General features: G+C 65.2%; 16 protein-coding genes and 1 tRNA gene. 11 read left to right on the top strand and 6 right to left on the bottom strand.

The genetic code is table 11. The features are described from left to right. The first annotated feature begins 168 nt into the window (after positions 1–168). Genes CKO27_RS02720 through CKO27_RS02710 form a run of 3 tightly spaced genes read left to right on the top strand, consistent with a single transcriptional unit; the run spans position 169 to position 3,816 of the window. Positions 169–1,677, top strand: coding sequence for a Do family serine endopeptidase (locus CKO27_RS02720; RefSeq protein ID WP_200373336.1), 1,509 nt, complete (start codon positions 169–171; stop codon positions 1,675–1,677). A 25-nt stretch (positions 1,678–1,702) separates the two neighbouring features. Beyond that, complete coding sequence (locus tag CKO27_RS02715) at positions 1,703–2,377, top strand: winged helix-turn-helix domain-containing protein (RefSeq protein WP_200373335.1); 675 nt, start codon at positions 1,703–1,705, stop codon at positions 2,375–2,377. After that, positions 2,374–3,816, top strand: coding sequence for a sensor histidine kinase (locus CKO27_RS02710; RefSeq protein WP_200373334.1), 1,443 nt, complete (start codon positions 2,374–2,376; stop codon positions 3,814–3,816). The genes CKO27_RS02715 and CKO27_RS02710 overlap by 4 nt, the downstream gene beginning before the upstream one ends. Positions 3,817–3,867: 51 nt before the next feature. On the opposite strand, the gene CKO27_RS02705 is transcribed toward CKO27_RS02710, so the two are convergent. Together CKO27_RS02705 and CKO27_RS02700 are read right to left on the bottom strand one after the other, a co-directional pair. Further along, the gene (locus CKO27_RS02705; protein ID WP_200373333.1) at positions 3,868–6,129 is read right to left on the bottom strand and encodes a patatin-like phospholipase family protein; all 2,262 of its coding nucleotides are present in this window, start codon (positions 6,127–6,129) and stop codon (positions 3,868–3,870) included. 61 nt (positions 6,130–6,190) lie between these two features. After that, positions 6,191–7,399 carry an exo-beta-N-acetylmuramidase NamZ family protein gene (locus CKO27_RS02700; protein WP_200373332.1) on the bottom strand — a complete coding sequence of 403 codons (1,209 nt, stop codon included), beginning with the start codon at positions 7,397–7,399 and terminating at the stop codon, positions 6,191–6,193. Between the two features lie 193 nt (positions 7,400–7,592). Between CKO27_RS02700 and queA the strand changes: the two genes are divergently transcribed. The 6 genes from queA (at position 7,593) to CKO27_RS02670 (ending at position 14,683) form a co-directional block, all read left to right on the top strand. Beyond that, the gene (gene queA / locus CKO27_RS02695; protein ID WP_200373331.1) at positions 7,593–8,624 is read left to right on the top strand and encodes a tRNA preQ1(34) S-adenosylmethionine ribosyltransferase-isomerase QueA; all 1,032 of its coding nucleotides are present in this window, start codon (positions 7,593–7,595) and stop codon (positions 8,622–8,624) included. 836 nt (positions 8,625–9,460) lie between these two features. Continuing rightward, the gene (locus CKO27_RS02690; protein ID WP_207280564.1) at positions 9,461–9,916 is read left to right on the top strand and encodes an H-NS histone family protein; all 456 of its coding nucleotides are present in this window, start codon (positions 9,461–9,463) and stop codon (positions 9,914–9,916) included. A 746-nt stretch (positions 9,917–10,662) separates the two neighbouring features. Next, positions 10,663–10,935, top strand: a complete 273-nt coding sequence (locus CKO27_RS02685) for an RNA recognition motif domain-containing protein (protein WP_200373427.1) — start codon at positions 10,663–10,665, stop codon at positions 10,933–10,935. A 166-nt stretch (positions 10,936–11,101) separates the two neighbouring features. Next, positions 11,102–12,940 (top strand): M61 family metallopeptidase, encoded by a 1,839-nt coding sequence (locus CKO27_RS02680; protein ID WP_200373330.1) that lies wholly within the window; start codon positions 11,102–11,104, stop codon positions 12,938–12,940. Beyond that, a complete protein-coding gene (gene birA, locus CKO27_RS02675; protein WP_242470691.1) occupies positions 12,915–13,943 on the top strand; it encodes a bifunctional biotin--[acetyl-CoA-carboxylase] ligase/biotin operon repressor BirA in 1,029 nt (342 codons plus the stop codon). The genes CKO27_RS02680 and birA overlap by 26 nt, the downstream gene beginning before the upstream one ends. Next, positions 13,940–14,683 (top strand): type III pantothenate kinase, encoded by a 744-nt coding sequence (locus CKO27_RS02670; RefSeq protein WP_200373329.1) that lies wholly within the window; start codon positions 13,940–13,942, stop codon positions 14,681–14,683. Before birA ends, CKO27_RS02670 begins: the two co-directional genes overlap by 4 nt. Before the next feature lie 221 nt (positions 14,684–14,904). Here the strand turns inward: CKO27_RS02670 and CKO27_RS02665 are convergent. The 4 genes from CKO27_RS02665 to ppsR all read right to left on the bottom strand — a co-directional run bounded on the left by CKO27_RS02665 (position 14,905) and on the right by ppsR (position 19,306). Further along, positions 14,905–14,981: transfer RNA gene (locus CKO27_RS02665), tRNA-Arg, on the bottom strand. Positions 14,982–15,480: 499 nt separating this feature from the next. After that, positions 15,481–16,692 (bottom strand): geranylgeranyl diphosphate reductase, encoded by a 1,212-nt coding sequence (locus CKO27_RS02660; RefSeq protein ID WP_200373328.1) that lies wholly within the window; start codon positions 16,690–16,692, stop codon positions 15,481–15,483. A 52-nt stretch (positions 16,693–16,744) separates the two neighbouring features. Next, on the bottom strand, positions 16,745–17,641 hold the full coding sequence (gene chlG, locus CKO27_RS02655) for a chlorophyll synthase ChlG (protein ID WP_200373327.1): 897 nt from the start codon (positions 17,639–17,641) through the stop codon (positions 16,745–16,747). 222 nt (positions 17,642–17,863) lie between these two features. Further along, positions 17,864–19,306 (bottom strand): transcriptional regulator PpsR, encoded by a 1,443-nt coding sequence (ppsR, locus tag CKO27_RS02650; RefSeq protein WP_200373326.1) that lies wholly within the window; start codon positions 19,304–19,306, stop codon positions 17,864–17,866. Positions 19,307–19,891: 585 nt separating this feature from the next. Between ppsR and bchF the strand changes: the two genes are divergently transcribed. Both bchF and CKO27_RS02640 read left to right on the top strand, forming a co-directional pair. Further along, positions 19,892–20,413 carry a 2-vinyl bacteriochlorophyllide hydratase gene (bchF, locus tag CKO27_RS02645; protein WP_200373325.1) on the top strand — a complete coding sequence of 174 codons (522 nt, stop codon included), beginning with the start codon at positions 19,892–19,894 and terminating at the stop codon, positions 20,411–20,413. Further along, positions 20,410–21,696: a ferredoxin:protochlorophyllide reductase (ATP-dependent) subunit N gene (locus CKO27_RS02640; protein WP_200373324.1), complete on the top strand. Its 1,287-nt coding sequence runs from the start codon at positions 20,410–20,412 to the stop codon at positions 21,694–21,696. The genes bchF and CKO27_RS02640 overlap by 4 nt, the downstream gene beginning before the upstream one ends. Positions 21,697–21,700: the final 4 nt, after the last annotated feature.

The raw sequence follows: 21,700 nt of genomic DNA, 5'->3' as shown, positions 1-21,700 counted from the left end.
CGGCATCCCGAGGGGCGCAACCCACGTCTACCTGTCGGAAAATTAAGCTTCCGTTAAGCCTGCCGCAAGGCGGCGTCTCCGATACTGGTATCCGTCATGGCGCGTCCTTGATCGTTTCTTGAGAAGACGCGCCCCTTGCCACCGAATCCAGTCGGGAGATTTCACGCCATGCGCCAACAGCCAATCCGGTCGAACCCAGCCGCGAGCCAGAACACCAACCCCCGAGCGCCCCTGGTCAAGCGATCCCTCGCGGCCGCGCTCGCCGTGGCGCTGGCGGGCGGCGCCATCGCGGCCCAGACCAATCCCGCGCCAGTCGGTCCGTTGGCCGGCCTGCCGGGTTTCTCCGAGGTCGCCGAGCGGGTCACGCCTGCGGTGGTGAATGTCCAGGTCACGAGCGAGTCGGGGCGGTCGATGGCTTTCCAGGGTCATCCGGGTATGCCCGAGAACATGCCGGTCCCCGAGTATTTCCAGCGCTTTTTCGACGAACGGGGTCAGGCGCGGCCGCATCGGGTCCAGGGCCAGGGATCGGGCTTCCTGGTCGATGCGGCGGGTCATATCGTCACCAACAACCATGTCATCGATGGCGCGACCCAGGTGACGGTCGTGCTCAACGATGGATCCAGCCATCAGGCCCGAGTCGTCGGGCGGGATGCCAAGACCGACCTGGCTCTATTGAAGATCGAGGTCGATCGGCCGCTCGCCTACGTGGAGTTGGGCGATTCCTCCAAGGCGCGGGTCGGCGACTGGGTGTTGGCGGTCGGCAATCCGTTCGGCCTGGGCGGATCGGTGAACGCGGGTATCATCTCGGCGCGCGGGCGCGATATTCATTCCGGACCCTATGACGACTATCTCCAGATCGACGCGGCGATCAATCGCGGTAATTCGGGCGGTCCGCTCTTCGACACCGCCGGGCGCGTGATCGGCGTGAACACGGCCATCTACTCGCCCACCGGCGGCAACGTCGGGATCGGCTTCGCCATTCCGGTCGAGACGGTGCGGCAGGTGGTGACCGATCTGCGCGAGAATGGGCGGGTCGCGCGTGGCTGGCTGGGCGTGAATATCCAGGAGGTCACGCCCGAGTTGGCGGCTGGCTTGGGTCTTGAGGAGGCGGAGGGTGTCGTGGTGGCGGACGTGGTGCCCGATGGACCCGCCAGCCAGACCGATCTGCGGGTCGGTGACGTCATTTTGAGCGCCAACGGCACACGACTCGCGAGTTACAAGGATCTGCCGAGACTGGTGGCGGCGACCAGGGCCGGGGCACCCATGAAGCTGGAACTGCGACGCGACGGCCAGCCCCACCGGGTGACGGTGACCGTGGGGTCGATGCCGAGCGAGGATAGCCAGGCGTCGTTAGGGAATGATGGCGGCCAGAGCGCCGAGCCGCCTCGGTTGGGACTCCATCTGGCGCCCCTGACCCCGGAGTTGCGGCTTCAGCGCGGATTGAACGCCGATCAAACGGGTGTCCTCGTCGCGCGGGTCGAGCCCAACAGCCCGGCGGCCAAGGCCGGAATCGAGCCGGGCAGCCTGATCTCCATGGTGGGCGCGGAGCCCATCGCCTCGCCCGACCAACTGGTGGAGGCGGTCCGCAAGGCCGCCGAGGAACAACGCAAGGCCCTGATCCTGAGGGTCGAGCGCGATGGACGCGCGCTCTTCGTGGCGGTGCCATTGACGGCCTGACCCATTGACTGGAGGACGAGGGTCCATGCGTATCCTGCTGGTCGAGGACGATCACCAGATGGCCGAGTATCTGCGTAAGGCCCTCGCCGAGGCCGGCGCGGTGGTCGACCGGGCGGCGGAGGGGCGCGCGGGCCTCTTGATGGCCGCGAGCGGCGACTATGACGTCCTCATCCTGGACCGGATGCTGCCGGGGCTCGACGGGCTCGGCATCGTCCGCACCCTGCGCGCCTCGGGCAATCGGACCCCGGTTCTGTTCCTGAGCGCGCTCGGGGAGGTCGATGATCGCGTCGAGGGACTGCGCGCCGGAGGTGACGACTATCTCATCAAGCCGTTCGCCTTCTCCGAACTCCAGGCGCGGGTCGAGGCCCTGTTGCGGCGCGGCGTGGCCGAGGCCCCGGAGACCCGTCTGCGGGTCGCCGATCTGGAGATGGACCTGCTCAAGCGCGAGGTCAGTCGCGCCGGGTCGCCGATCCTGCTCCAGCCGCGCGAGTTCCGGCTGCTGGAGTGTCTGATGCGCTCCGCCGGTCAGGTCGTCACCCGGACCATGCTGCTGGAGCAGGTCTGGGACTATCACTTCGATCCCCAGACCAACGTCATCGACGTGCATATCAGTCGGCTGCGCGGCAAGATCGACAAGGACTTCGATCCGCCACTGCTGCACACGGTGCGCGGCGCCGGTTACATGCTGCGTCCCGGATGACCGCCGCCACATCGGCCGCCGAGACCTGGTCGCGGGTGCGGATCCGCGCGCTCGGGATCCCGCGCAGTTCCATCTTTCGGCTCGCCCTGCTCTATGTCCTGCTGCTGGGGGTGTCGGTCGCGATCCTGCTCGGGTTCATCTATTGGTCCACGGCCGGCTACATGGATCGCCAGACCGCCGCGACCATCGAGGCGGAAATCCGTGGTCTGGCCGAGCAATACCGCCGCCGCGGACTGACCGGGCTGACCTCGGTGATCAGCGAGCGGGTCGCGCGCGATCCCGTGGGTTCGAGCGTCTATCTGCTGGTCGACGAGCGGCTGGAGCGCGTCGTCGGCAACCTGGATCGCTGGCCGCCGGAGGCCCCGGACGCCGATGGCTGGATCCGCTTCCGGCTGCGCGAATGGGGGCCGGATCATGCCGAGGAGCACGAGGCGCGCGCCCAGGTGTTCCGGCTGCGCGGGGGGTTGCAACTGCTGGTGGGGCGCGACGTGCGCGATCTCGAGGCCACTCGAAGTCTGATCCTGGAGGCCCTGGCCTGGGGGCTGGCGATCACCGCCGCACTGGCCCTGCTGGGAAGCTGGCTGATGAGCGCCAGCCTGGTCCGCCGTTTGGAAGCCATCACGCAGACCAGTCGCGACATCATGGAGGGCGATCTCTCCCGGCGGATCGCCTTGAGCGGCAGCGGCGACGATTTCGATCGGCTCGCCGCCAGTCTGAATCGGATGCTGGAGCGCATCGAGGCGCTGATGGCGAGCGTGCGTCAGGTCTCGGACAACATCGCCCACGATCTGCGCACGCCCCTGACCCGATTGCGCAACAAACTGGAACTGCTGGGGGCCGAGCTTCCCGAGTCTGGAGAGGCACGCACCCTAGCCGAGGAGACCATCGCCGACGCCGAGGAGATGCTTGCGACCTTCAACGCCCTGCTGCGTATCGCGCGCATCGAGTCCGGCAGTCGCCGGGCCGCCTTCGCGTGCGTGAATCTGGTGCCTTTGATCGAGGATCTGGTGGAACTCTACGAGCCGGTCGCCGCCGAGCGCGATCAGTGGCTCGACTGGACCAGCGAGGGTTCGTCGGTCCGGATCGACGGGGATCGGGATCTGTTGTTCCAGGCCATGACCAATCTGGTCGACAACGCCATCAAATACACCCAGCCGGGAGGCCGGATCCGCCTCTCGGTCGGCGCCGAGGGCGCGCTGGCACGGGTGGTGGTCGCCGACAATGGGCCTGGAATCCCCGACGAGTCGCGCGGGCAGGTGTTCCGGCGCTTCTTTCGTGTCGACGACAGTCGGGCGACGCCCGGCAGCGGTTTGGGGTTGAGTCTGGTCCAGGCGGTCGTCCAGCTCCATCGCGCGAGCATCGAGCTGGAGGACAATCACCCTGGTCTGCGGGCGACCTTGACTTTCGCCCTGGCGTGCCCGCCGGAGCCTTCGGGATGAGCGGCTCCGGCGGGCATCGCGCGAGTCCGCGCGGACTCCGGCGCGGCCCGGTCAGTTGATTCCGCCCATGCCGTCGCGCTGGCTGTTCCAGGGCCGGCCCAGGAAGAGATAGAAGGCGCCATGGCCGCCGTCGGCCTGGCCATAGCCCAGATAGAGCGGGCCGATGAAGGTGTCGGCGCCGACGAAGAGACTGCCGCCGACCCGCAGGCTGTCCCAGCCGATGTCGCCGCGCCGGTCCCAGACGTTGCCGACCTCGAGCGATCCGCCTGCGTAGGTCTTGACGAGACCCGTGCCCAGATCGCGGAGATAGATGGCGCGCGCGATCCCCAGATTGGCGCCGGACAGCTCGCGTTGGTTGAACCCGGACAGGTTCAGGAATCCACCCAACTGATAATAGGATTGCGGCGGGGCGTCGCCGCCGAAGCTGCCGGCCAGGGTCAGGCCGGTCAAGAGGCTGTCCCGGCCCCAGCTCCGGGCGCGTATCAGGCTGAAGCCGGCTTGATCATAGTCATGCGAGGCTCCCAGCGCGCCACGCGAGGTCAGGGCGTTGATATCCGCGTACCAGCCGTCGCGCGGGAAGGTCAGACTGTCCAGCGTGTCCAGTTGGAACCCCAGGGTCATCTCGGCGGACTCGAAGTCATAGTTCGAGAAGGGGGTGTCGCCAATCCGCTGCTCGGCGCTGCCGCTGAAACGGGAGTATCTCAGCCCCAGGCGCCCCCAGTTGTCGAAATTGTGGCCGAATTCCAGCAGCCCTCCGGTGCGCGAGAGTTGATACTCCGCGATCGGCTTGTCCTGCGTGTTGGCATTGAACACCACCAGATTTTCGTTCATGTGGCCGGCGCCCGCCCCGACATACCATTGTTCCAGTGGATCGATGGGCTGATAGAGGGCGGTAAAGAAGCCCGGCTCCTCGCCCACCTGGAGTTGGGTCCGCCACTCGCCGTTATAGGCGTTGAGTGGCGCCATGGTGTAGGCCAGGCCGATATTGAAGCGGGAGTCGCCGCCGGTGGTGGAGGAGAACTCCATGCCGCCCTGGAGCGAACTGGTGCCCCAGGATTTCTCCTTGGCGCTGACGACCAGCGTGGCCTCGTCATCGGTCTGGTCTTCCAGGTGGTAGCGGACCGACTCGAAGTTGTCCTGGTCATAGATGGAGGCCAGTTGCCGTTCCAGGCCCGCCGGATCCAGCGGCTGACCGGGCGTGACGTCGAGACGCTCCGAGAGGATGCGATCGGACAGACGCGAGTCGTTGTTGATGCGTACCTCGCGAACGTTCGGCACGCGATAATCCGCTGGACGGTGGCTTTCGCGATAGGCCGCGTAGCGCGCGGGCGGCAGGGCGAGCGCGCTCAACTCGGCGCGTTTCCCCTCGGCGCCGCGCGCGCCAATGGCGATGGCTTCCACCATCTTGCCGAAATCGCTGGCCAGGACATCATGTCCGAGTGGCGGCGTAATGAGCAGATCCCGGCCTTTCAGCTTGGCGATCTCCTCCTGGGTGTTGCGCCAGGTGACCAGACTGGCGATCTGATCGAGCATGGTCAACACGTTGGAGATCTCCTCGCGGTCGCGGCGCGGGCCGCCCACGTCGACCGCGATGACGATGTCCGCGCCCATGTTCCGCACCACGCTCACGGGCAGGTTCATCGCCAGTCCGCCGTCGACCAGAAGCTTGTCGTCGATCTCCACGGGGGCGAATACCGCCGGCACCGCCATGCTGGCGCGCATCGAGGCGGCCAGGTCGCCGCGACCCAGGATGACCGCCTCGCCGGTCACGACGTCGGTGGCGACCGCGCGGAAGGGGATGCGCAGATCATCGAAATCCTCGATCCGGCTCGCGGGCAGGCTGTATTTGCGCAGGGCCAGTTCCAGCTTCTGACCCTGGATCAGCGCCGGAACCAGATTGACCTCGCGCTTGCGTTCGTTCACGCCGGGCCGGCTCTTGACGAGATAGTTCCGGTCTTCCAGCTTGCGCCGCATGCGCCGGTCCTGGCGCTCGGATTCATCCTTGAAGATGCCGTCCCAGTCGATCTCCTCGATGGTCGTCTGGATCTCCTCGGGCGAAAGGCCCATGGCGTAGAGACCGCCGACGATCGAGCCCATGGAGGTGCCGGCGACATAGTCGATCGGGATGCCCAATTCCTCGATCAGCTTGAGCACACCCACATGCGCGGCGCCGCGCGCGCCACCCCCGGAGAGCGCCAGGCCGATCTTGGGTCGTTCGGCCGCCTCGGCGGTCTGGAAGGGACCGGCGAGGATGAGGATGGGCAATAGCAGGCAGGCGAGCGAACGGACCAGCGTTGTGGAAGGGAAGGACACGGCGGCGATTCTCCTGATGGGGCGGGCAGGTCGAGCAGCGGATGATGATCGACCGGGATTCCTAGGGATAGAGGCGAAGCGGGGCCACCGCTTCCGCCCATTGGGTTTCATCGCGAGCGAGCCGTCGCTCCAGATCCTCGGGCTGGCCTTGCGGGTCGTCCACCCAGTCGCGCAGAAAGGGACCGCCGGCGAGCAGGTCGATGGCCAGGCGCTCGGTTTCGTATTCGTAGTGGAATTGGCGCCAGAGTGGGTACTCCGGATATTCCCGGCGGAGGCACTTGAACAGGAGCGCCATCAACCGATAGGGCTTGAAGGCGTCGTGCCGATAGGCCGCGTTATCGGTATGGATCTGGAATCCCGCGCAGAGTTGGCCCGCGTGCTTGTGGAAGGTCGGCTCGAACCAGCAGGGGCGGATCAAGGCGCCTTGCATCCACTCGGGCCTCGTCTGGCGCATCCGTTCGAGGATCCGCGCGAAGTCCAGGTCGGGGGCGCCGACCAGTTCCAGGGCGGTGGTGGTGCCGCGTCCTTCCGAGAGGGTCGTGCCTTCGAGTAGCACGGTGCCGGGAAAGCAGCGCGCCATGTTGAGGCTGGAGGCATTGGGGCTGGGATTGACCCAGGACAGTTCCATGATCGGCCAGCCGTAGCCTGGGCCTTCGCTCGGCGCATAGCCTTCCATCGCCACCACATGCAGATCCAGATCGAGATTCAGATGGTCGACGAACCACTTGGCCAGTTCGCCCAGGGTCAGGCCATGACGCATCAGGATCGGTCCAGCCCCGACGAAGCTCTCCCAGCCGGGTTCCAGCAGGCTGCCCTCGATCGGGCGCCCGGCGGGGTTCGGCCGATCCAGCACCCACAGCGACTTGCCCGCCGCGGCGCAGGCACGGATGAGATAGGCCAGGGTGGTCACATAGGTATAGATTCGCGTGCCGATATCCTGAAGATCCACCAGCAATACGTCGAAGCCGTCGAGCATCGCGGGCGTCGGTTCGCGTACCTCGCCATAGAGGCTGTGGACCGGGATGCCGTGTCTCGGGTCGATCTCGTCGGGCGTCTCGACCATGTTGTCCTGCTTGTCCCCGCGCATCCCATGCTGAGGTCCAAAGGCGGCGACGATATTCAGTTCATTCAAGGCCATGAGCGCGTCCAGGCCATGGCGTCCGTCCGTTGTCATGGAGGCGGGATGGCCGAGCAGGGCGACACGTCGACCCCATAGCGGTTTGCGCAGTTCGGGATTCTCGAGCAGGCGATCCAGGCCGGGTTTCATCATCTTTCGGGATCCTATGGCGATCGGGGTCGCGCGCTGGAGCGATTGGCGCGGCTACCCCTGGTGGGCTTGGCTGGATGGCGCGCTGGCTATCGGTCAGCGGGCGCGGATCGGGATTGTCCACTTGAAACGGACCCAAGCTCAATGCGGACGCGAATTTTCCGGACGGGTCGGATGAAATGATAAGATGACGCCGATGCGTCGATCCGATTTTCATTACGTGCTCCCGACCGAACTGATTGCCCAGCGCCCGCTGGCGGATCGCGCCGGGTCGCGGATGCTGGTCCTGGATGACTCCGACGCCATTCCTCGCGACCTGATGTTCAGCGATCTCACCCGCCTGCTGAGGCCGAATGATCTCCTGGTCTTCAACAATACCCAGGTCATGCGCGCCAGACTCTTTGGTCGCAAGGATACGGGTGGTCGGGTCGAGATACTGATCGAGCGTTTGCTCGAACCTGACGAGGCCCTGGCCCATGTGCGCGCCAGTAAATCACCCAAGCCCGGTTCCACCATTCAATTAACGGGTGGCGCGCGGCTTTCGGTTGTGTTACGCGAGGGGGATCTATTTCGACTGCGCGCGCGGGAAACCACCTTCGCTGGGCAAATGGCGGAGCATGGTCATATACCTCTGCCTCCCTACATTCAGCGACCGGACGAGGCCATCGACGAGGGCCGCTATCAGACCCTGTTCGCCCGTTGCTTCGGGGCGGTCGCGGCGCCGACGGCGGGACTTCATTTCGATGCGGCGATGCTCGATCGGCTGGAGGTGCTTGGCATCGGCCGGGCTGAAATTACCCTGCATGTGGGCGCGGGAACCTTTCAACCGGTACGGGAGGACGATCTCGATCGGCATCGCATGCACTCGGAATGGCTGGAAGTGGACGAGGCGGTCTGCGAGCGGATCGCCAGGACACGTCAAGCCGGCGGGCGTGTCATCGCGGTCGGTACCACGAGCGTCAGGAGTCTTGAAACGGCCGCAGCCAAGGGCGATCTCGCGCCATTTCGCGGGGAGAGCCGGCTGTTCATTCGCCCTGGATACCCTTTCAAGGTCGTCGACGCAATGATTACGAACTTCCATTTGCCGGAATCGACATTGCTGATGCTCGTGTCCGCTTTCGCCGGTTATCAGCCGATCATGAATGCCTATCGTCATGCCATCGCCCAGCGTTATCGCTTCTTCAGCTATGGGGACGCGATGTTCCTGACCCGTCGCGACGGCGTTTAGGGTGACGCGGCTCCGGCTAGTGCTGCATCCGCAGGATGGGCAAAGCCCGCGCTCCAAGGTCTGTACTGGCGCCAATGTTGGTCGGGCGTGCCCATCTTCCAATCTTCCGCCCCGGTTGTCGTTTTAGGCGATTTCCAGGAAAGCCCATGCTCGATCGAAAGTACGGAAACTGGACAGGATTAACCGGATTCTTCAAGGTTTACAGGATTAAAAACAGAGCCTTGTAAACCCTGTCAATTCCGCCGGTCCTGTCTATGACCGGGCGGATCACGGGCACGGGGTTTCCCGCGAATCACCTTAAATTGGCGGTTTAGGAGCGCTCTCATGGATTGCCGCTCACTCGGCGGGTAAGGGCTGGGAGGTCATGTTGAGTTGACCTTTTGCTCTCGCCATCGCATTCACCGATAGTCTCCTCGCTCATCGCTGGCCCAGCGGTCCGCGCGAGACCTGGCCCTGGGCCGATCCATCACGCCTTGTCGACTTGGAGGCGTCCATTGATTGCCGTGGCTAATCCTACTCGGATGCCTGGTTCCTGGTCGGCCCCGAATACCTAACCCCATCCGCGCCCCATCACTCCTCCACGGTCATGGCTTCACGGCGCGCGGAACCTTCCGGTCTGTTCGACTGTCGTGTTCGGCGCGTTTTCATCGCGCCGTGTCGCCGGGTCATGCGCGCTCTCGGCTGGCCGAGTGAGACAATGATGCCGAGTGACATGGCCGCGCCGGATGACACAGCGACGCGAGGAATGCAAGGTTTGCTGGTATCGTGAAATAAAATGATAGGCTCCTTGACAATAGGAGCGGCTCGCATACATTATTCATCAAGGCCATGGCGTGATGGCCGGTCAATTCGATTCAATCACACACACGAGTGAGGTATACCACGTGGAGTACGCTAACCTTAGCGTCGAGGAGATTCAGCGTCAGCTTGACGAGGCCGAGAGTAAGAAGGCCCAGCTGAAGCGATTGCTCGAGGTTCGTCGCCAGGAAGGCAAGGATGAAGTCGTTCAGCAAGTCAAGGACATCATCACAAGCAATGGCTATGAGTTGAGCGAGATCCTCGGTTTGATCTCTCCACGGCGTCGGCGCGGTTCCGGGCCGGCCCCGCGTAAGCCCGCGAGCAACCGCCAGTACAGGCGTTATGTCGATCCGGATAATGCCGATAACGTCTATGTTCGTGGCGTCCTTCCAGGCTGGATGAAGGATAAGATGAAGACTCAGGGTTATGACCCGGCGTCCAAGGATGACCGCGAGGCGTTCAAGGCCAACTCGCTGACCGCCTTGGAAGCTTGAGGCCGACTATTGGCGAACCTTCGCTTGCCGCGAACTCAAGACATTGAGTTCCCGATCGAGCGGAGGTCGCTCTTTCCCACCCGATACTCCCCCGCGAGGGGGATGGGTTGGGTAAATCGGATCGGAGTCGGCTGCGTTTACTCGAATTCGCCCCAGGTTTCCTGCCACCAATACTCGCGATTCCGTCGGTCGCGCGTGACTTGGCCTCGTTCCTTTCGTGGTCGCTGGCCCCGCGATCCAATTCCAGGATCCCTAATCGTTTCATTCGGTCCATTGCCCAATGGCATTCGTTCAGTCGTTCGCGGTTGGTCGATCGGGCCATGAGCGACCGACCATCCCGATGGTTCGGCTCGACTCGGCTCGCGGCGCTTATTTCTCGCGCTTCTCGTGCCCATTCCTCGTTTTCCTGGTCTTCTTCGTTCGCGGTGATGCTCCGTCATGCTTGGGAGGCTCCTCGGAGCCTGTTTCGCCCCATTCGAACGCGCGCGTCCGGATCCGCGCGACCTGGCGGTGTCCGCCGCGAGCCGGACCGCGAGGGCTCGACCCGGAAGCTGGCCGCTTGGCCGTAGAATTACGGATATCGCGAGCGCCTTCCTTGATTTATCGTTCGGTTCCACGCACTGGATTGTAAATATCATCCTAGCTTCGTCCCCTGCGGTAGGGGACAAAGACCGTCGAATTAGTTGCGCATTGATTTTTCGACCGTTCTCTCCTTCTCTTCAATGCCCTCCACGGAATTTGAGCTGATGAATATCTATGTTGGCAACCTGGCCTACAACGTTACCCAAGAAGAGCTGCGTGATGCGTTCGGAGCCTACGGCGAAATCTCGAGCGTGAATCTGATCACGGATAAATTCACAGGGAGTTCCAAGGGGTTCGGTTTTGTCGAGATGCCGAACAACTCCGAGGCGGACGCCGCGATCAAGGGTTTGAACGAGACGCCCCTGAAGGGTCGTAACCTGAAGGTCAATCAGGCGAAGCCGCGTGAGGAGCGTCCGTCCAGAGGACCGCGCTGGTAGCCAATCCCGATCCCGGGGGAGATCCCCGGGATCTCCTGCTTGCAAGATCAGAATCTCGCTATCCCGGTCATCGTCGGCCGCTTCGGTTTGGCACCGGAACAAAGGCTGCGCCCCTAAATCGCATCTGCTACCGTAACGCCATCGGTTCCACGTTGGATGTCGTTGCATGCCTGATCCCAGCGCTGATTCTCTCGACCTCGCCTACCACGTCCGCCCGGCCTTTCCCAAGGCGCATCGATTCGCGATCGAGATCCGCATCCCCCGCCCGCCAGCGTCCCGCGTCACCTTTTCGATGCCAGCCTGGATTCCGGGCAGCTACATGATTCGGGACTTCGCGCGCAACCTCCAGGGTCTGTCGGCCGTTGATGCCCAGGGCCAGTCGCTGAGGCTGGAAAAGCTCGATAAGCAGACCTGGGTCTGTCACGGCGCCGAGGGTCCGTTCAGTCTCTTCTATCAGGTGTTCGCCTGGGATCTCTCCGTCCGTGCCGCCCATCTCGACGTGAGTCATGCCTACTTCAACGGACCCAGCCTTCTGCTTCGGGTGCATGGGCTGGATGCTGGCCCCTGTCTCGTCGAGTTGTCGCCGCCCGAGGACGAGGCTTGTCGGGATTGGCGGCTGGCCACCAGCCTGCGGCCCCTCGCGATCGAACCCCAGGGCTTCGGGCGCTATTGGGCCGAGAGCTACGAGGATCTGATCGATCACCCGGTCGAAATGGGAACCTTCAGGGACATCGCCTTCGAGGTCGAAGGCATTCCGCACCGGATCGCGATCACCGGCCGACACCAGCTTGACGAGGGACGCCTGCTGGAGGATCTGCCGCGCATTTGCGCGCAACAGGCGGCCCTGTTCGGCGAACTCCCGATCGATCGCTATCTCTTTCTGGTCACCGTGCTTGGAGAGGGCTACGGCGGCCTGGAACATGGCTATTCGACCAGCCTGATCTGCTCCCGCGACGACCTGCCCCTGCCGGGAGACGACCGGCCGTCCGATGGCTACCGGCGGTTTCTGGGTCTGTGCAGTCACGAGTATTTCCATCTCTGGCACGTCAAACGGATTCGCCCGCTGGCCTTCGTCGAGGGGGGGCTGGATCGAGAGGTCCATACCCGCCTGCTGTGGGCCTTCGAGGGCCTCACCTCCTACTATGACGAACTGGCCCTGGTTCGTTCCGGCTGTATCGACGCCAAGACCTATCTTGGGATGCTCGCGGAAACCCTGACGCGTGTGATGCGCACTCCGGGACGCGCCGAGCAGACCCTGGCGGAGTCCAGCTTCGATGCCTGGACCCGGTTCTACAAACAGGACGAGAACGCCCCCAATTCCCTGATCAGCTACTACGCCAAGGGCGCCCTGGTGGCCCTGGCGCTCGACCTGACCATTCGTCGCGACAGCGGCGGAAGCCGCTCGCTCGATGACGTGATGCGCGAGCTGTGGCGGCGCCATGGACGCACGGGCCTCGGCGTGGCGGAGGACGGCGTGGAGACGATCGCCAAGGCCGTCACCGGGCTGGATCTCGACGATTTTTTTACCCAGGTGCTGGATTCGACCGCGGATCTGGATCTGGCGAGCCTGCTCGCGACCGTTGGGGTCGGGATGCGCCCGCGCCCGAATCTTGGCGGTAAGGATCTCGGGGGTCAGGTCGAGCGCTTCGAGCCGGTCTCGCCCAGACCTACCCTGGCGGTTCGCTTGCGGTCAGGGACCGGCGAGGCCCTGGTCCAGAACGTCATTTCCGGTGGTGCCGGCGAGAACGCCGGCATCGCCCCCGGCGATCTCATCGTCGCGGTCGACGGTCTGCGCGCCACGGCGGATACGCTGGATCGCCTGGTCGCGCGGGCCGCCCGGCGCGCGGACGCCATTCCGATTCATCTCTTCCGGCGCGACGAATTGCTGACCCTCATCGCCCACCCCTTGCCGGCGCCGGACGACACCTGCGAGCTGATGTTCCTCGATCCGGTCGCCGATGAGGTGCTCCAGGCCAGGGATGCCTGGCTGGCGAGCCTCGGCTGAGTTCGCGATGGAGCGCCAGTTCGCCCTGATCGAACTTCTCGCCGACGGTCGTCTGCACTCGGGCGAGGTCATCGCCCGTCATCTCGGCGTGACCCGCGCGGCGGTCTGGAAGGCCCTCAAGAAGCTGGTCGAGGAGTTCGGGCTGGAGCTGGAATCCGAACGCGGGCGCGGTTATCGGCTGCGGATCCCCTTGGAACTGCTCAATGGCGAACGCATCCGCTCCGCGCTCTCGGACGCGGGCCGCGAGCGCCTGGCCGCTCTGAACATCCATCGGCGGATCGACTCCACCAATGCCGAGCTGATGCGCCTGGCCTCGGCCGGGATCCCTTCCGGAACCGCCTGCCTGGCCGAGCAGCAAACCGCCGGGCGTGGTCGGCGCGGCCGAACCTGGGTCTCGCCCTTCGGCGTCAATCTCTATCTCTCGCTGCTCTGGCGCTATCCGCTGGCCCCGGCGGCCCTGGGCGGCGCCAGTCTCGCGGTCGGGGCGGTCCTGGCCGATATGCTGCATGGGCTCGGCGCCGAGGGTCTGGCGCTCAAATGGCCGAACGATCTCCTCTGGCGTCGCCGCAAGCTGGCCGGACTGCTGCTTGAGGTGGCGGGCGAATCCCAAGGCCCCTGTCATCTGGTGGTCGGGGTCGGCCTCAACCTGCGCATGGGAGCGGGTCAGGGCCGCGAGATCGATCAGCCCTGGACCACGCTCACGGAGGTTCTGGGCGAGCGCGCGGTCGGCCGCAATCAACTGGCGGGGCATCTCCTGGAGGCCCTGTCGCAAGCCCTCGAACGCTATGGCCGCGAGGGGCTGGAGCCCTTTCTCGAACGCTGGCGCGCCTACGACGCCTATCTGGGCGAGCCGGTCGGCCTGGCGATCGGGGATCAAGTCATCGCAGGCCGTCACGCCGGAATCGCGGCCGATGGATCCTTGCAACTGGACACGCCGACCGGCCGTCGCGCCTTTCAGGCCGGCGAGGTCAGTTTGCGCCCCTTGGAGTCGACCCAGGCATGAACCTACTGATCGATATCGGAAACACCAATCTGCGCTGGACCCGGCACGAGGTCGGTCGTGACTGGGAGATCCAGATCGCGCGGCATTCCGGCGGCGTGCCGCTCGACCTGCTGGCCGCTTGGGAAGGGCTCCAGCCGCCCGCGCGCCTGCTGGTCAGCAATGTCGGCGGCGCGGCGGTCGCGGAATCGCTCGCGCGGGTCAGCCGCGCCTTCTGGGGGCTGGAACCCGAATTCGTGGCGACCCGTCCGCTGGCTGCGGGCGTTCGCATCGCCTATGAAGACCCCGCGCGCTTCGGCGTCGATCGCTGGCTGGCCCTGATCGCGGCCCACGCCGAGCGTCGCGAGGCCAGTCTCATTCTCGATGCCGGCAGCGCGGCCACCTTCGACCTGCTGCTCGCCGACGGCCGGCATCTCGGTGGCCTGATCCTGCCCGGAATCGAGATGATGCGGGCCAGTCTGCTGATGGGAACCCACATCCCAAGGATCGAGAGCGAGCCGGTCGGCGCCCCCTGGGCCACCGACACGGCCGCCGCCGTGGCCGCCGGCAGCGTGCAGGCGCTGGTCGCCCTCGCCGCGCGGCTTTACGATCGGCTGGCCGAGGAGAGCGGCGGCGCGCCCAGACTCATTTTGACGGGCGGCGACGCGCAAAGACTGCGCGCCCATCTGGATCGACCCTTCGACGAAATCCCGGATCTGGTCCTGCGCGGCCTGGCGCTCGTCGGGGAGGAGTCCGGAACCTAAGCCAGGAGCCGCCGGCGATAGGTTGCCGTGCGGATGAGACTTGAGGGGCCGGTGTGATCGGGCGACCCTCTTCCTTTCAGGATCGTGGATAGGTCCGTGCATTCCGGCGGTCTAGCGCTTGAATTGCACGGCTTATAGGGGATTTGCCTAGACGAGGACGCACTAAAAACCCGCGCTCAGGCGGGTTCAGTGGCTTCGCGGGACGGCGTTGGACAGCTATTTGGCGCCCTCGACAGGATTTGAACCTGTGACCTACCGCTTAGGAGGCGATCGCTCTATCCAACTGAGCTACGAGGGCGAGGAGTGATGGCGTCCCTGGTCGGCGCCTTGGGAACGTTGCGCGGATTCTAGCGCAGGCTGGACTTGGGGGCCATGGTTGCCTCGGTGTAACTTATGCGCGCCGATCCGCCAAATGCCAAAACGACAGCCAGTGCTTCAAGCGAGATGCCTCTATGACGGAGCAACGCCTGCGGCCGGATTCGAGTCGAGCTGGCGGCGGGAGCCGAGCCATCGCTGACTTCATCCCTGGCCCCAGGGGGCGCCGATGGCGTCGAGGCCTCCGTCGCGCGGTCGATGGATCTGCTGGAGCGGCTGATGCGCTATTCCGGCCAGGCGTCGGGACGAAATCCGGACTCCAGACACTGAGAGGTTTTTTCGCAGGCTCTGAGGTAAGCGTCCCGAAGCAGGGGCACCGAAGAGTGCTCCGGCGCGCCCTTGATCGGGATCGGATCGACCACCCGGCCGCTCGCGAGGAATTCACCCATCCCGATCGACCTCGCTCATCCCCCGGCCTGGGCTCAACGTGCCGAGACCATGCCGAGCAAATGGGCCATGTCCTTGAAGAAGATGCGGATATGCGCGCCCGGCCGGGCCTTGACCAGGCGTTTGTTCATATAGGCTTCCCAGGTCAGGTATTGGATGTCCGGGTCGTCGCAGAGGCTGACGAAGCGTTCGCGCCGCTTGTCGCTGGCGTACCAGAAGCGCTGCATCATGCCCAGAACCCAGAAGACCTTGCCGTGGGCCTTCATGAAACGTTGGCGGGCCTGCTTGAGCGCCTTGGGATTCCCGCTGGCGAGGAACTCATGGACCGCCTCGCCCGCGAGCCGACCGCCGGCCATGGCGTAGTAGATGCCCTCGCCGGAGGCCGGGGCCACCACGCCGGCGGCGTCGCCGGCCAGGAGGATGTCGCGGCCGTTGTCCCAGCATTTGAGGGGTTCGAGCGGGATGGGCGCGCCTTCGCGGCGCAGCGTCTCGGCCTCGTCCAGTCCGGCCCGGCGGCGCAGCTCGGTACAGGCGGAGCGCAGTGAGAAGCCCGGCACGGCGGTTCCGACGCCGACGCTGGTGGTCTCGCCATGGGGGAAGACCCAGCCGTAGAAGTCGGGCGAGATATCGCCCTGATAGTAGACGTCGCAGCGGGAGCCGTCGAAATCGGCTGGACCGCCATTCGGCGGCGTGCGGACGATCTCGTGGTAGGCGGAGACGTACTTCACGCTCTCGGACCCGGGAATATAGTTCTTGGCGACGAAGGAGTTGGCGCCGTCGGCGCCGATGATGGCCCGGGCGCGCACGCGCTCCGACTCGGCGCCGGGTTCGCCGCGACCCTGGCCGGGCCGATAGCCGACGATGGCGGTGCCATCGCTATCGCGCTCGATCGTCTCGAAGGTGCCGGTGCGGCGGATGGCGCCGGACTCGGCCGCGCGCTGGCGCAGCCATTCGTCGAAATGCTCCCGATCCACCATGCCGACATAGCCACCGCTGATCGGCATGTCGACCTTGCGATCGGTCGGTGAAATCATGCGCGCCGAGTTGACCTGATTGGCCAGCATGGATTCGGGGATGTCGAAATCCCGCATCGCCTGAGGCGGAATGGCGCCGCCACAGGGCTTGATGCGGCCGGCGCGGTCGAGCAGGAGGACGGAGCGGCCCGCTTTCGCCAGGTCGTTCGCGGCGGTCGCGCCGGCCGGTCCGCCGCCGATGACGACGACGTCGAAGGTTTCGAGGTTAGCCATGAGAGATCTCGTCGAGGTTGAGAATGTCCGCGAATCAACGCGAAATGCTGTGCTAAACCAGCGCGCGCACGGCGAAGGCGCTGATCATCATGCCGGTGACGTAGACGCTGACGCCCAGTCCGCTGAACCAGGTCGCCCGCTCGATAGGGTTGCCGAGGAAACGGATCATGAGCCCGATCTGGATCAGCAGCACGACGCCGACGGCGATGGCGTGAGCCGGTTTGTCCCAGGCGAACAGCAGCGCGATGACGATCGCCTGCGGCAGCCCCATCACCAGGCAGGCGAGGCGGGCGGCGCGGTCCACACCAAGCTGGACCGGCAGGGAGCGCACGTTCATCTGGGTGTCGCCCTCGATCGCCTTGAAGTCGTTGAGCGTCATGATGCCGTGGGCACCGAGGCTGTAGAGCAGGGCGAGCGTGAGGATCTCCCAGCCTGGCAGGGCGCCGCCGATCATGACCGCCGCGCCGGTGATCCAGGCCAGACCCTCGTAGGAAATGCCGGCGGCCAGGTTGCCCCACCAGCCGTTGCCCTTGAAGCGGAAGGGCGGGGCGCTGTAACCCCAGGCGATCGCCATGCCGATCAGGGCTATGCCGAAGACCCAGGGGCCGAGCGCGTAGGCCAGGGCCAGCGAGACCGTCGTCCAGATCAGGGACAGATAAAAGCCCCAGCGCCCTGGGATGCGTCCGGACGGAATGGGACGGTCCGGCTCGTTGATGGCGTCGACATGACGGTCGTACCAGTCATTGACGACCTGGCTGGTGCCGCACATGAGGGGGCCGGCGAGGATGATGCCGGCCACGACCAGCCACCACTGCTCAAGGACGGGCGCCCCGGACGAGACCACGCCGCAGCCGAAGGCCCACATGGGTGGAAACCAGGTGATGGGGTGAAGGACTTGAAGAATGGCCGAGGGCGCGGGTAGGGACGCCGTGAGCGATGTTTGATTCATGCCGGGAACCTGCGTGTAACTGAATCCTATGTGACCCTTGGGGGTCACCTTGACTGCACCGGCCACCTGGCCGCGACTGACTCCGCCCTCGACGGCCAAGCCAGTCGCGGGCAAATCCGTCCACCTGGAAGCGCGGCCTCCAGGCGCTCACTCAGATTTGGGGGCGACCGCGCCTCGCGCGGGGCGGCTGTGAAGCGGGCGAGGGGGCGGACCGAGGAGGCTTTAAGACCGATCCTTCCTGCCCTGTCCCGGCGCCTCCGAGGCATGATCCGCCACGATGCCGTAACGGTCGATTTTGACGTACAGGCTTTGTCGACTCAAGCCTAGAAGCTCCGCCGCCGAAGCGCGGTTGTCCCCGGTCAATTGCAGTGCCGCCTCGATGCAGAGCCGCTCGATGGTATCGGTGGACTCGCGTACCAGTTCCTTGAGCGGCACGCGCCCCACGCGATCCGTCAGCTGATCGAGCCAGCGCGTCTGCTCCGGGCTCGCGGGCTGTTCGGCGCCGAGACGTCGGCCAACATCGCGGATGAAGAAGCCGAAATAGGGACGCTCGCCATTGCGGACGGCGGCGGCCGAGATCTCGACCTCGGTGGTGGATCCGTATTCGCCGCGTAGCGTGGTCGCGAACAGACGCACGGTGGTGTGCTGGCGCAGATTGGCCATGAGTACGTTGAGATCGACCCCCGGTCGGCCCAGCCAGCGGTCGAGCGACTCGCCCCGCGCCTGCTGCTCCGTGGCGACCTCGGCCAGGCTCAGGAAGGTGCTGTTGGCGGTCAGGATGCGGCCATCGGAATCGGTGATCACCACGCAATCCGGCGCGTCCTCGAGTACCCGCAGGTAACGGGCCTTGACGTCCGGAAGAGCGGTGGCGGCGGACTCCGCGAGCACCGGCGACAGGCGTACCAGCAGGAAGGCGGCATTCTCTTGCCGGAGCAGTGAGGCCGATACCAGGAATTCCTGCATGCCGTCGAGCAGCCGCGCCCGCACGTCGTCGGCGCGTCCGGCGGCCCGAACGCCCGCCAGCAAGCCGTTGATGGCTTGGGTGCTTTCGGTGTCGAAGCCCTCCGGGAAGGGGCGGCCTATCACCCGGGTAGGGGTTTCGCCCAGGAGCTGGCCGGCCGCCGGATTCGCCTCGACCACGCGCTGCGTGGGCGCGTCGATGATGAGAATGGCCTCGGAGACCATCCGGAACAGTAGCCGGTAGCGGGTTTCGACCTGACGAAAGCGCCAGTAATCGCGTTCCAGCGCCTGCTGGGCATCGACGAGCTGCTGCTGGAGCGCGGCCATGCCCTGGAGGTTGCGCCCGACCGCGACGATGGGGCCGCCTTTCTTGAGTCGCAGCGCGCGGTACTGGACGGGAATATCCGCGCCGCGCGCGGAGCGGTGGCTGACCTGGCGCCAGCGCGTGATCGGCTGCTCGCGGGCCTCGTCCAGCAGGGCCTCGAGATTGGCGCGGGTGTCGGGGGAGACGGTGGAGAGCCAGGGCTGACCGATCCAGTCGGAATCGAAATCCGCCAGCAGGTCGCCGCTACCGAAGGCGACGTCGTTGATCACGCCCTTGGCGTCGATCACCAGGGCGATATCGGCCAGACCCTCGACCAAGGCCGCGGCTGTCTCGGCGTCGAGGACGCCGAGGCTTTCCCTCGGGGCTCTGAAAGGACTCACGGCCACCAGACCCTCCACGGCCACATGGGCGCACCCTTGGATCTTCCCTCGCGCGGGAGATCCAGGCCGGTTGGCTCGCTGGATCCCATCACGGCTGATCGACGCATCGCCTGCCGCGATGGGCGTCCGCCTCCGGTTTTCGTCGTCATCATGGCTTGGCTCGATACCAGGGCGCGTCTCCGACCTTGGAGATTGGTTACAATGAATTGTTCGCAATGCTCGCCCAAACCTGCTCGCTTGATGCCCAAGTACCGAGAAGCGGCCGACAGCGCCCTCTAGGTGGGGGCGACGAAAATCCGGCGTTGGCCTTGTCTGGCTCGAACGCGAACTCGTCCGGCACTTCCGCCCCGGCGTGGGTATCGGCACCCTGGTCAGGTCATTTCCCTAAGGGAAAACACCCATTTAATGATGGAATTGCATGCCGATCCCCGATTAGGGGCATGCCCCCTATTGTGGTGCCTCGCACGGGGTTGTCAAGTCAGGTTTACGTAAAGTTTGGTTGACGCATGCTGGAAAGCGGACTAGATTTCTGCGTACGATTTAGGTGAAGATCTGAAGGATCTCAAGCGGATTTCGGCCTAGCAGATGACCCACCATCCAACCTCGCAGACCCCGCGTCGTCCCCTCTACACACCAGAAGAGCGACGGCGTCGGGACGAATCCCCGTGGACCCTGGTCCAGGGGGTTCTCGCGCCCGTGCAGTTCGTGGTTTTCCTCGTCAGCCTCTATCTGGTGCTGCGCTATCTGGCGACCGGCGAGGGATACCTCGTCGCGACGATCTCGGTCGTCGTCAAGACGTTCGTGCTCTATGCCATCATGATCACGGGTTCGATCTGGGAGAAGGTCGTCTTCGGTAAGTACCTCTTCGCGAGATCCTTCTTTTGGGAAGACGTCTTCAGCATGCTGGTACTGGCGCTGCACACGGCCTATCTGGTGGTGCTCTTCGCCGGGGTGCTCGACACCCGCGGCCAGATGATCATCGCCCTGGCGGCCTACGCGACCTACCTGATCAACGCGGGACAGTTCCTGATCAAGCTGCGCGCCGCTCGACTGGAAGGCCACCGGAAGTCCGTCGGCGCCGGCGCGCTCGCCGAGGCCGCGGAATGACCGCCCTCGACGCGCAAGAGCGCGTTCCGTCAACCGGCTGCGCCATGCCCGAGGTAAACCGCGAGCGCGGTCAGCGCCAGGTCTTTTGCGGGCTGGCGGGGATCGTCTGGCTGCACCGCAAGATCCAGGACGCCTTCTTTCTGGTCGTGGGGTCGCGTACCTGCGCGCACCTGCTTCAGTCCGCCGCCGGCGTCATGATCTTCGCCGAGCCCCGGTTCGCGACGGCCATCCTGCAGGAGCGCGACCTGGCTGGCCTGGCGGATTGCAACCTGGAACTGGATCGGGTCGTCGCGGAGGTTCTGGAGCGGCGACCGGATATCAAGACGCTCTTCCTGGTCGGATCCTGTCCTTCCGAGGTGATCAAGCTGGATCTGGACAAGGCCGCCGAGCGGCTTTCCGATGTCTATCGGGGGCGTGTCCGGGTGCTCGATTATTCGGCCAGCGGCCTGGAGACGACCTTCACCCAGGGCGAGGATGCCTGTCTCATGTCGCTGGTGGCCGAAATGCCGCCGCTGGCATCGGGCGAGCGTTCGCTCCTGGTGGTCGGAACCTTGCCCGATGTGGTCGAGGATCAGTTCAAGCGTCTCTTCGACGAACTCGGAATTGGGCCGGTTCACTTCCTGCCGCCCCGTCATGCGACCGAATTTCCTCCCGTCGGGAGCGGAACCCATCTGCTCCTGGCGCAGCCCTTTCTGGGCGAGACGATGCGCGCGCTCCAGGCGCACGGCGCGACGCGGCTCGACGCCCCTTTTCCCTTCGGAGTCGAGGGGACGCTCGCCTGGCTGCGCGCGGCGACGGAAGCCTGGGGTGTTTCGCCCGAGCACCTGGAGGCGGTGACTGCCCCAGCCGTCGCGCGCGCTCGCTTGGGTCTGGCCCGTCAGCGGGAGCTGTTGGCCGGGAAGCGCATTAGCTTCCTTCCTGACTCGCAGCTCGAGATCCCCATCGCCCGTTTTTTGTGGCGCGAATGCGGAATGGAGCTGGTGGAAGTGGCGACTCCATTCCTCGACCGTCAGCTCATGGAGGCGGAGTTGGCGCTGTTGCCATCGGACCTGCGCCTGACCGAGGGACAGGACGTCGATCGTCAGCTCGACCGGATACGCGAGGCGCGTCCGGATCTCACCGTTTGCGGTCTCGGCCTGGCCAATCCGCTGGAGGCCGAGGGGCTGAGAACCAAATGGTCGATCGAGCTGGTCTTCACGCCGGTCCACGGATTCGATCAAGCGGCCGACCTGGCCGAGCTCTTCGCGCGACCCCTAGCGCGCGGCGCCTTGCTGAAGGTTTGATGTC

The sequence above is a fragment of the Thiocystis violacea genome (genome assembly GCF_016583575.1).
Classification (GTDB): domain Bacteria; phylum Pseudomonadota; class Gammaproteobacteria; order Chromatiales; family Chromatiaceae; genus Thiocystis; species Thiocystis violacea.
The sequence above is the reverse complement of the archived record's forward strand: the minus strand, read 5'-3'. Positions and strand labels throughout refer to the sequence as shown.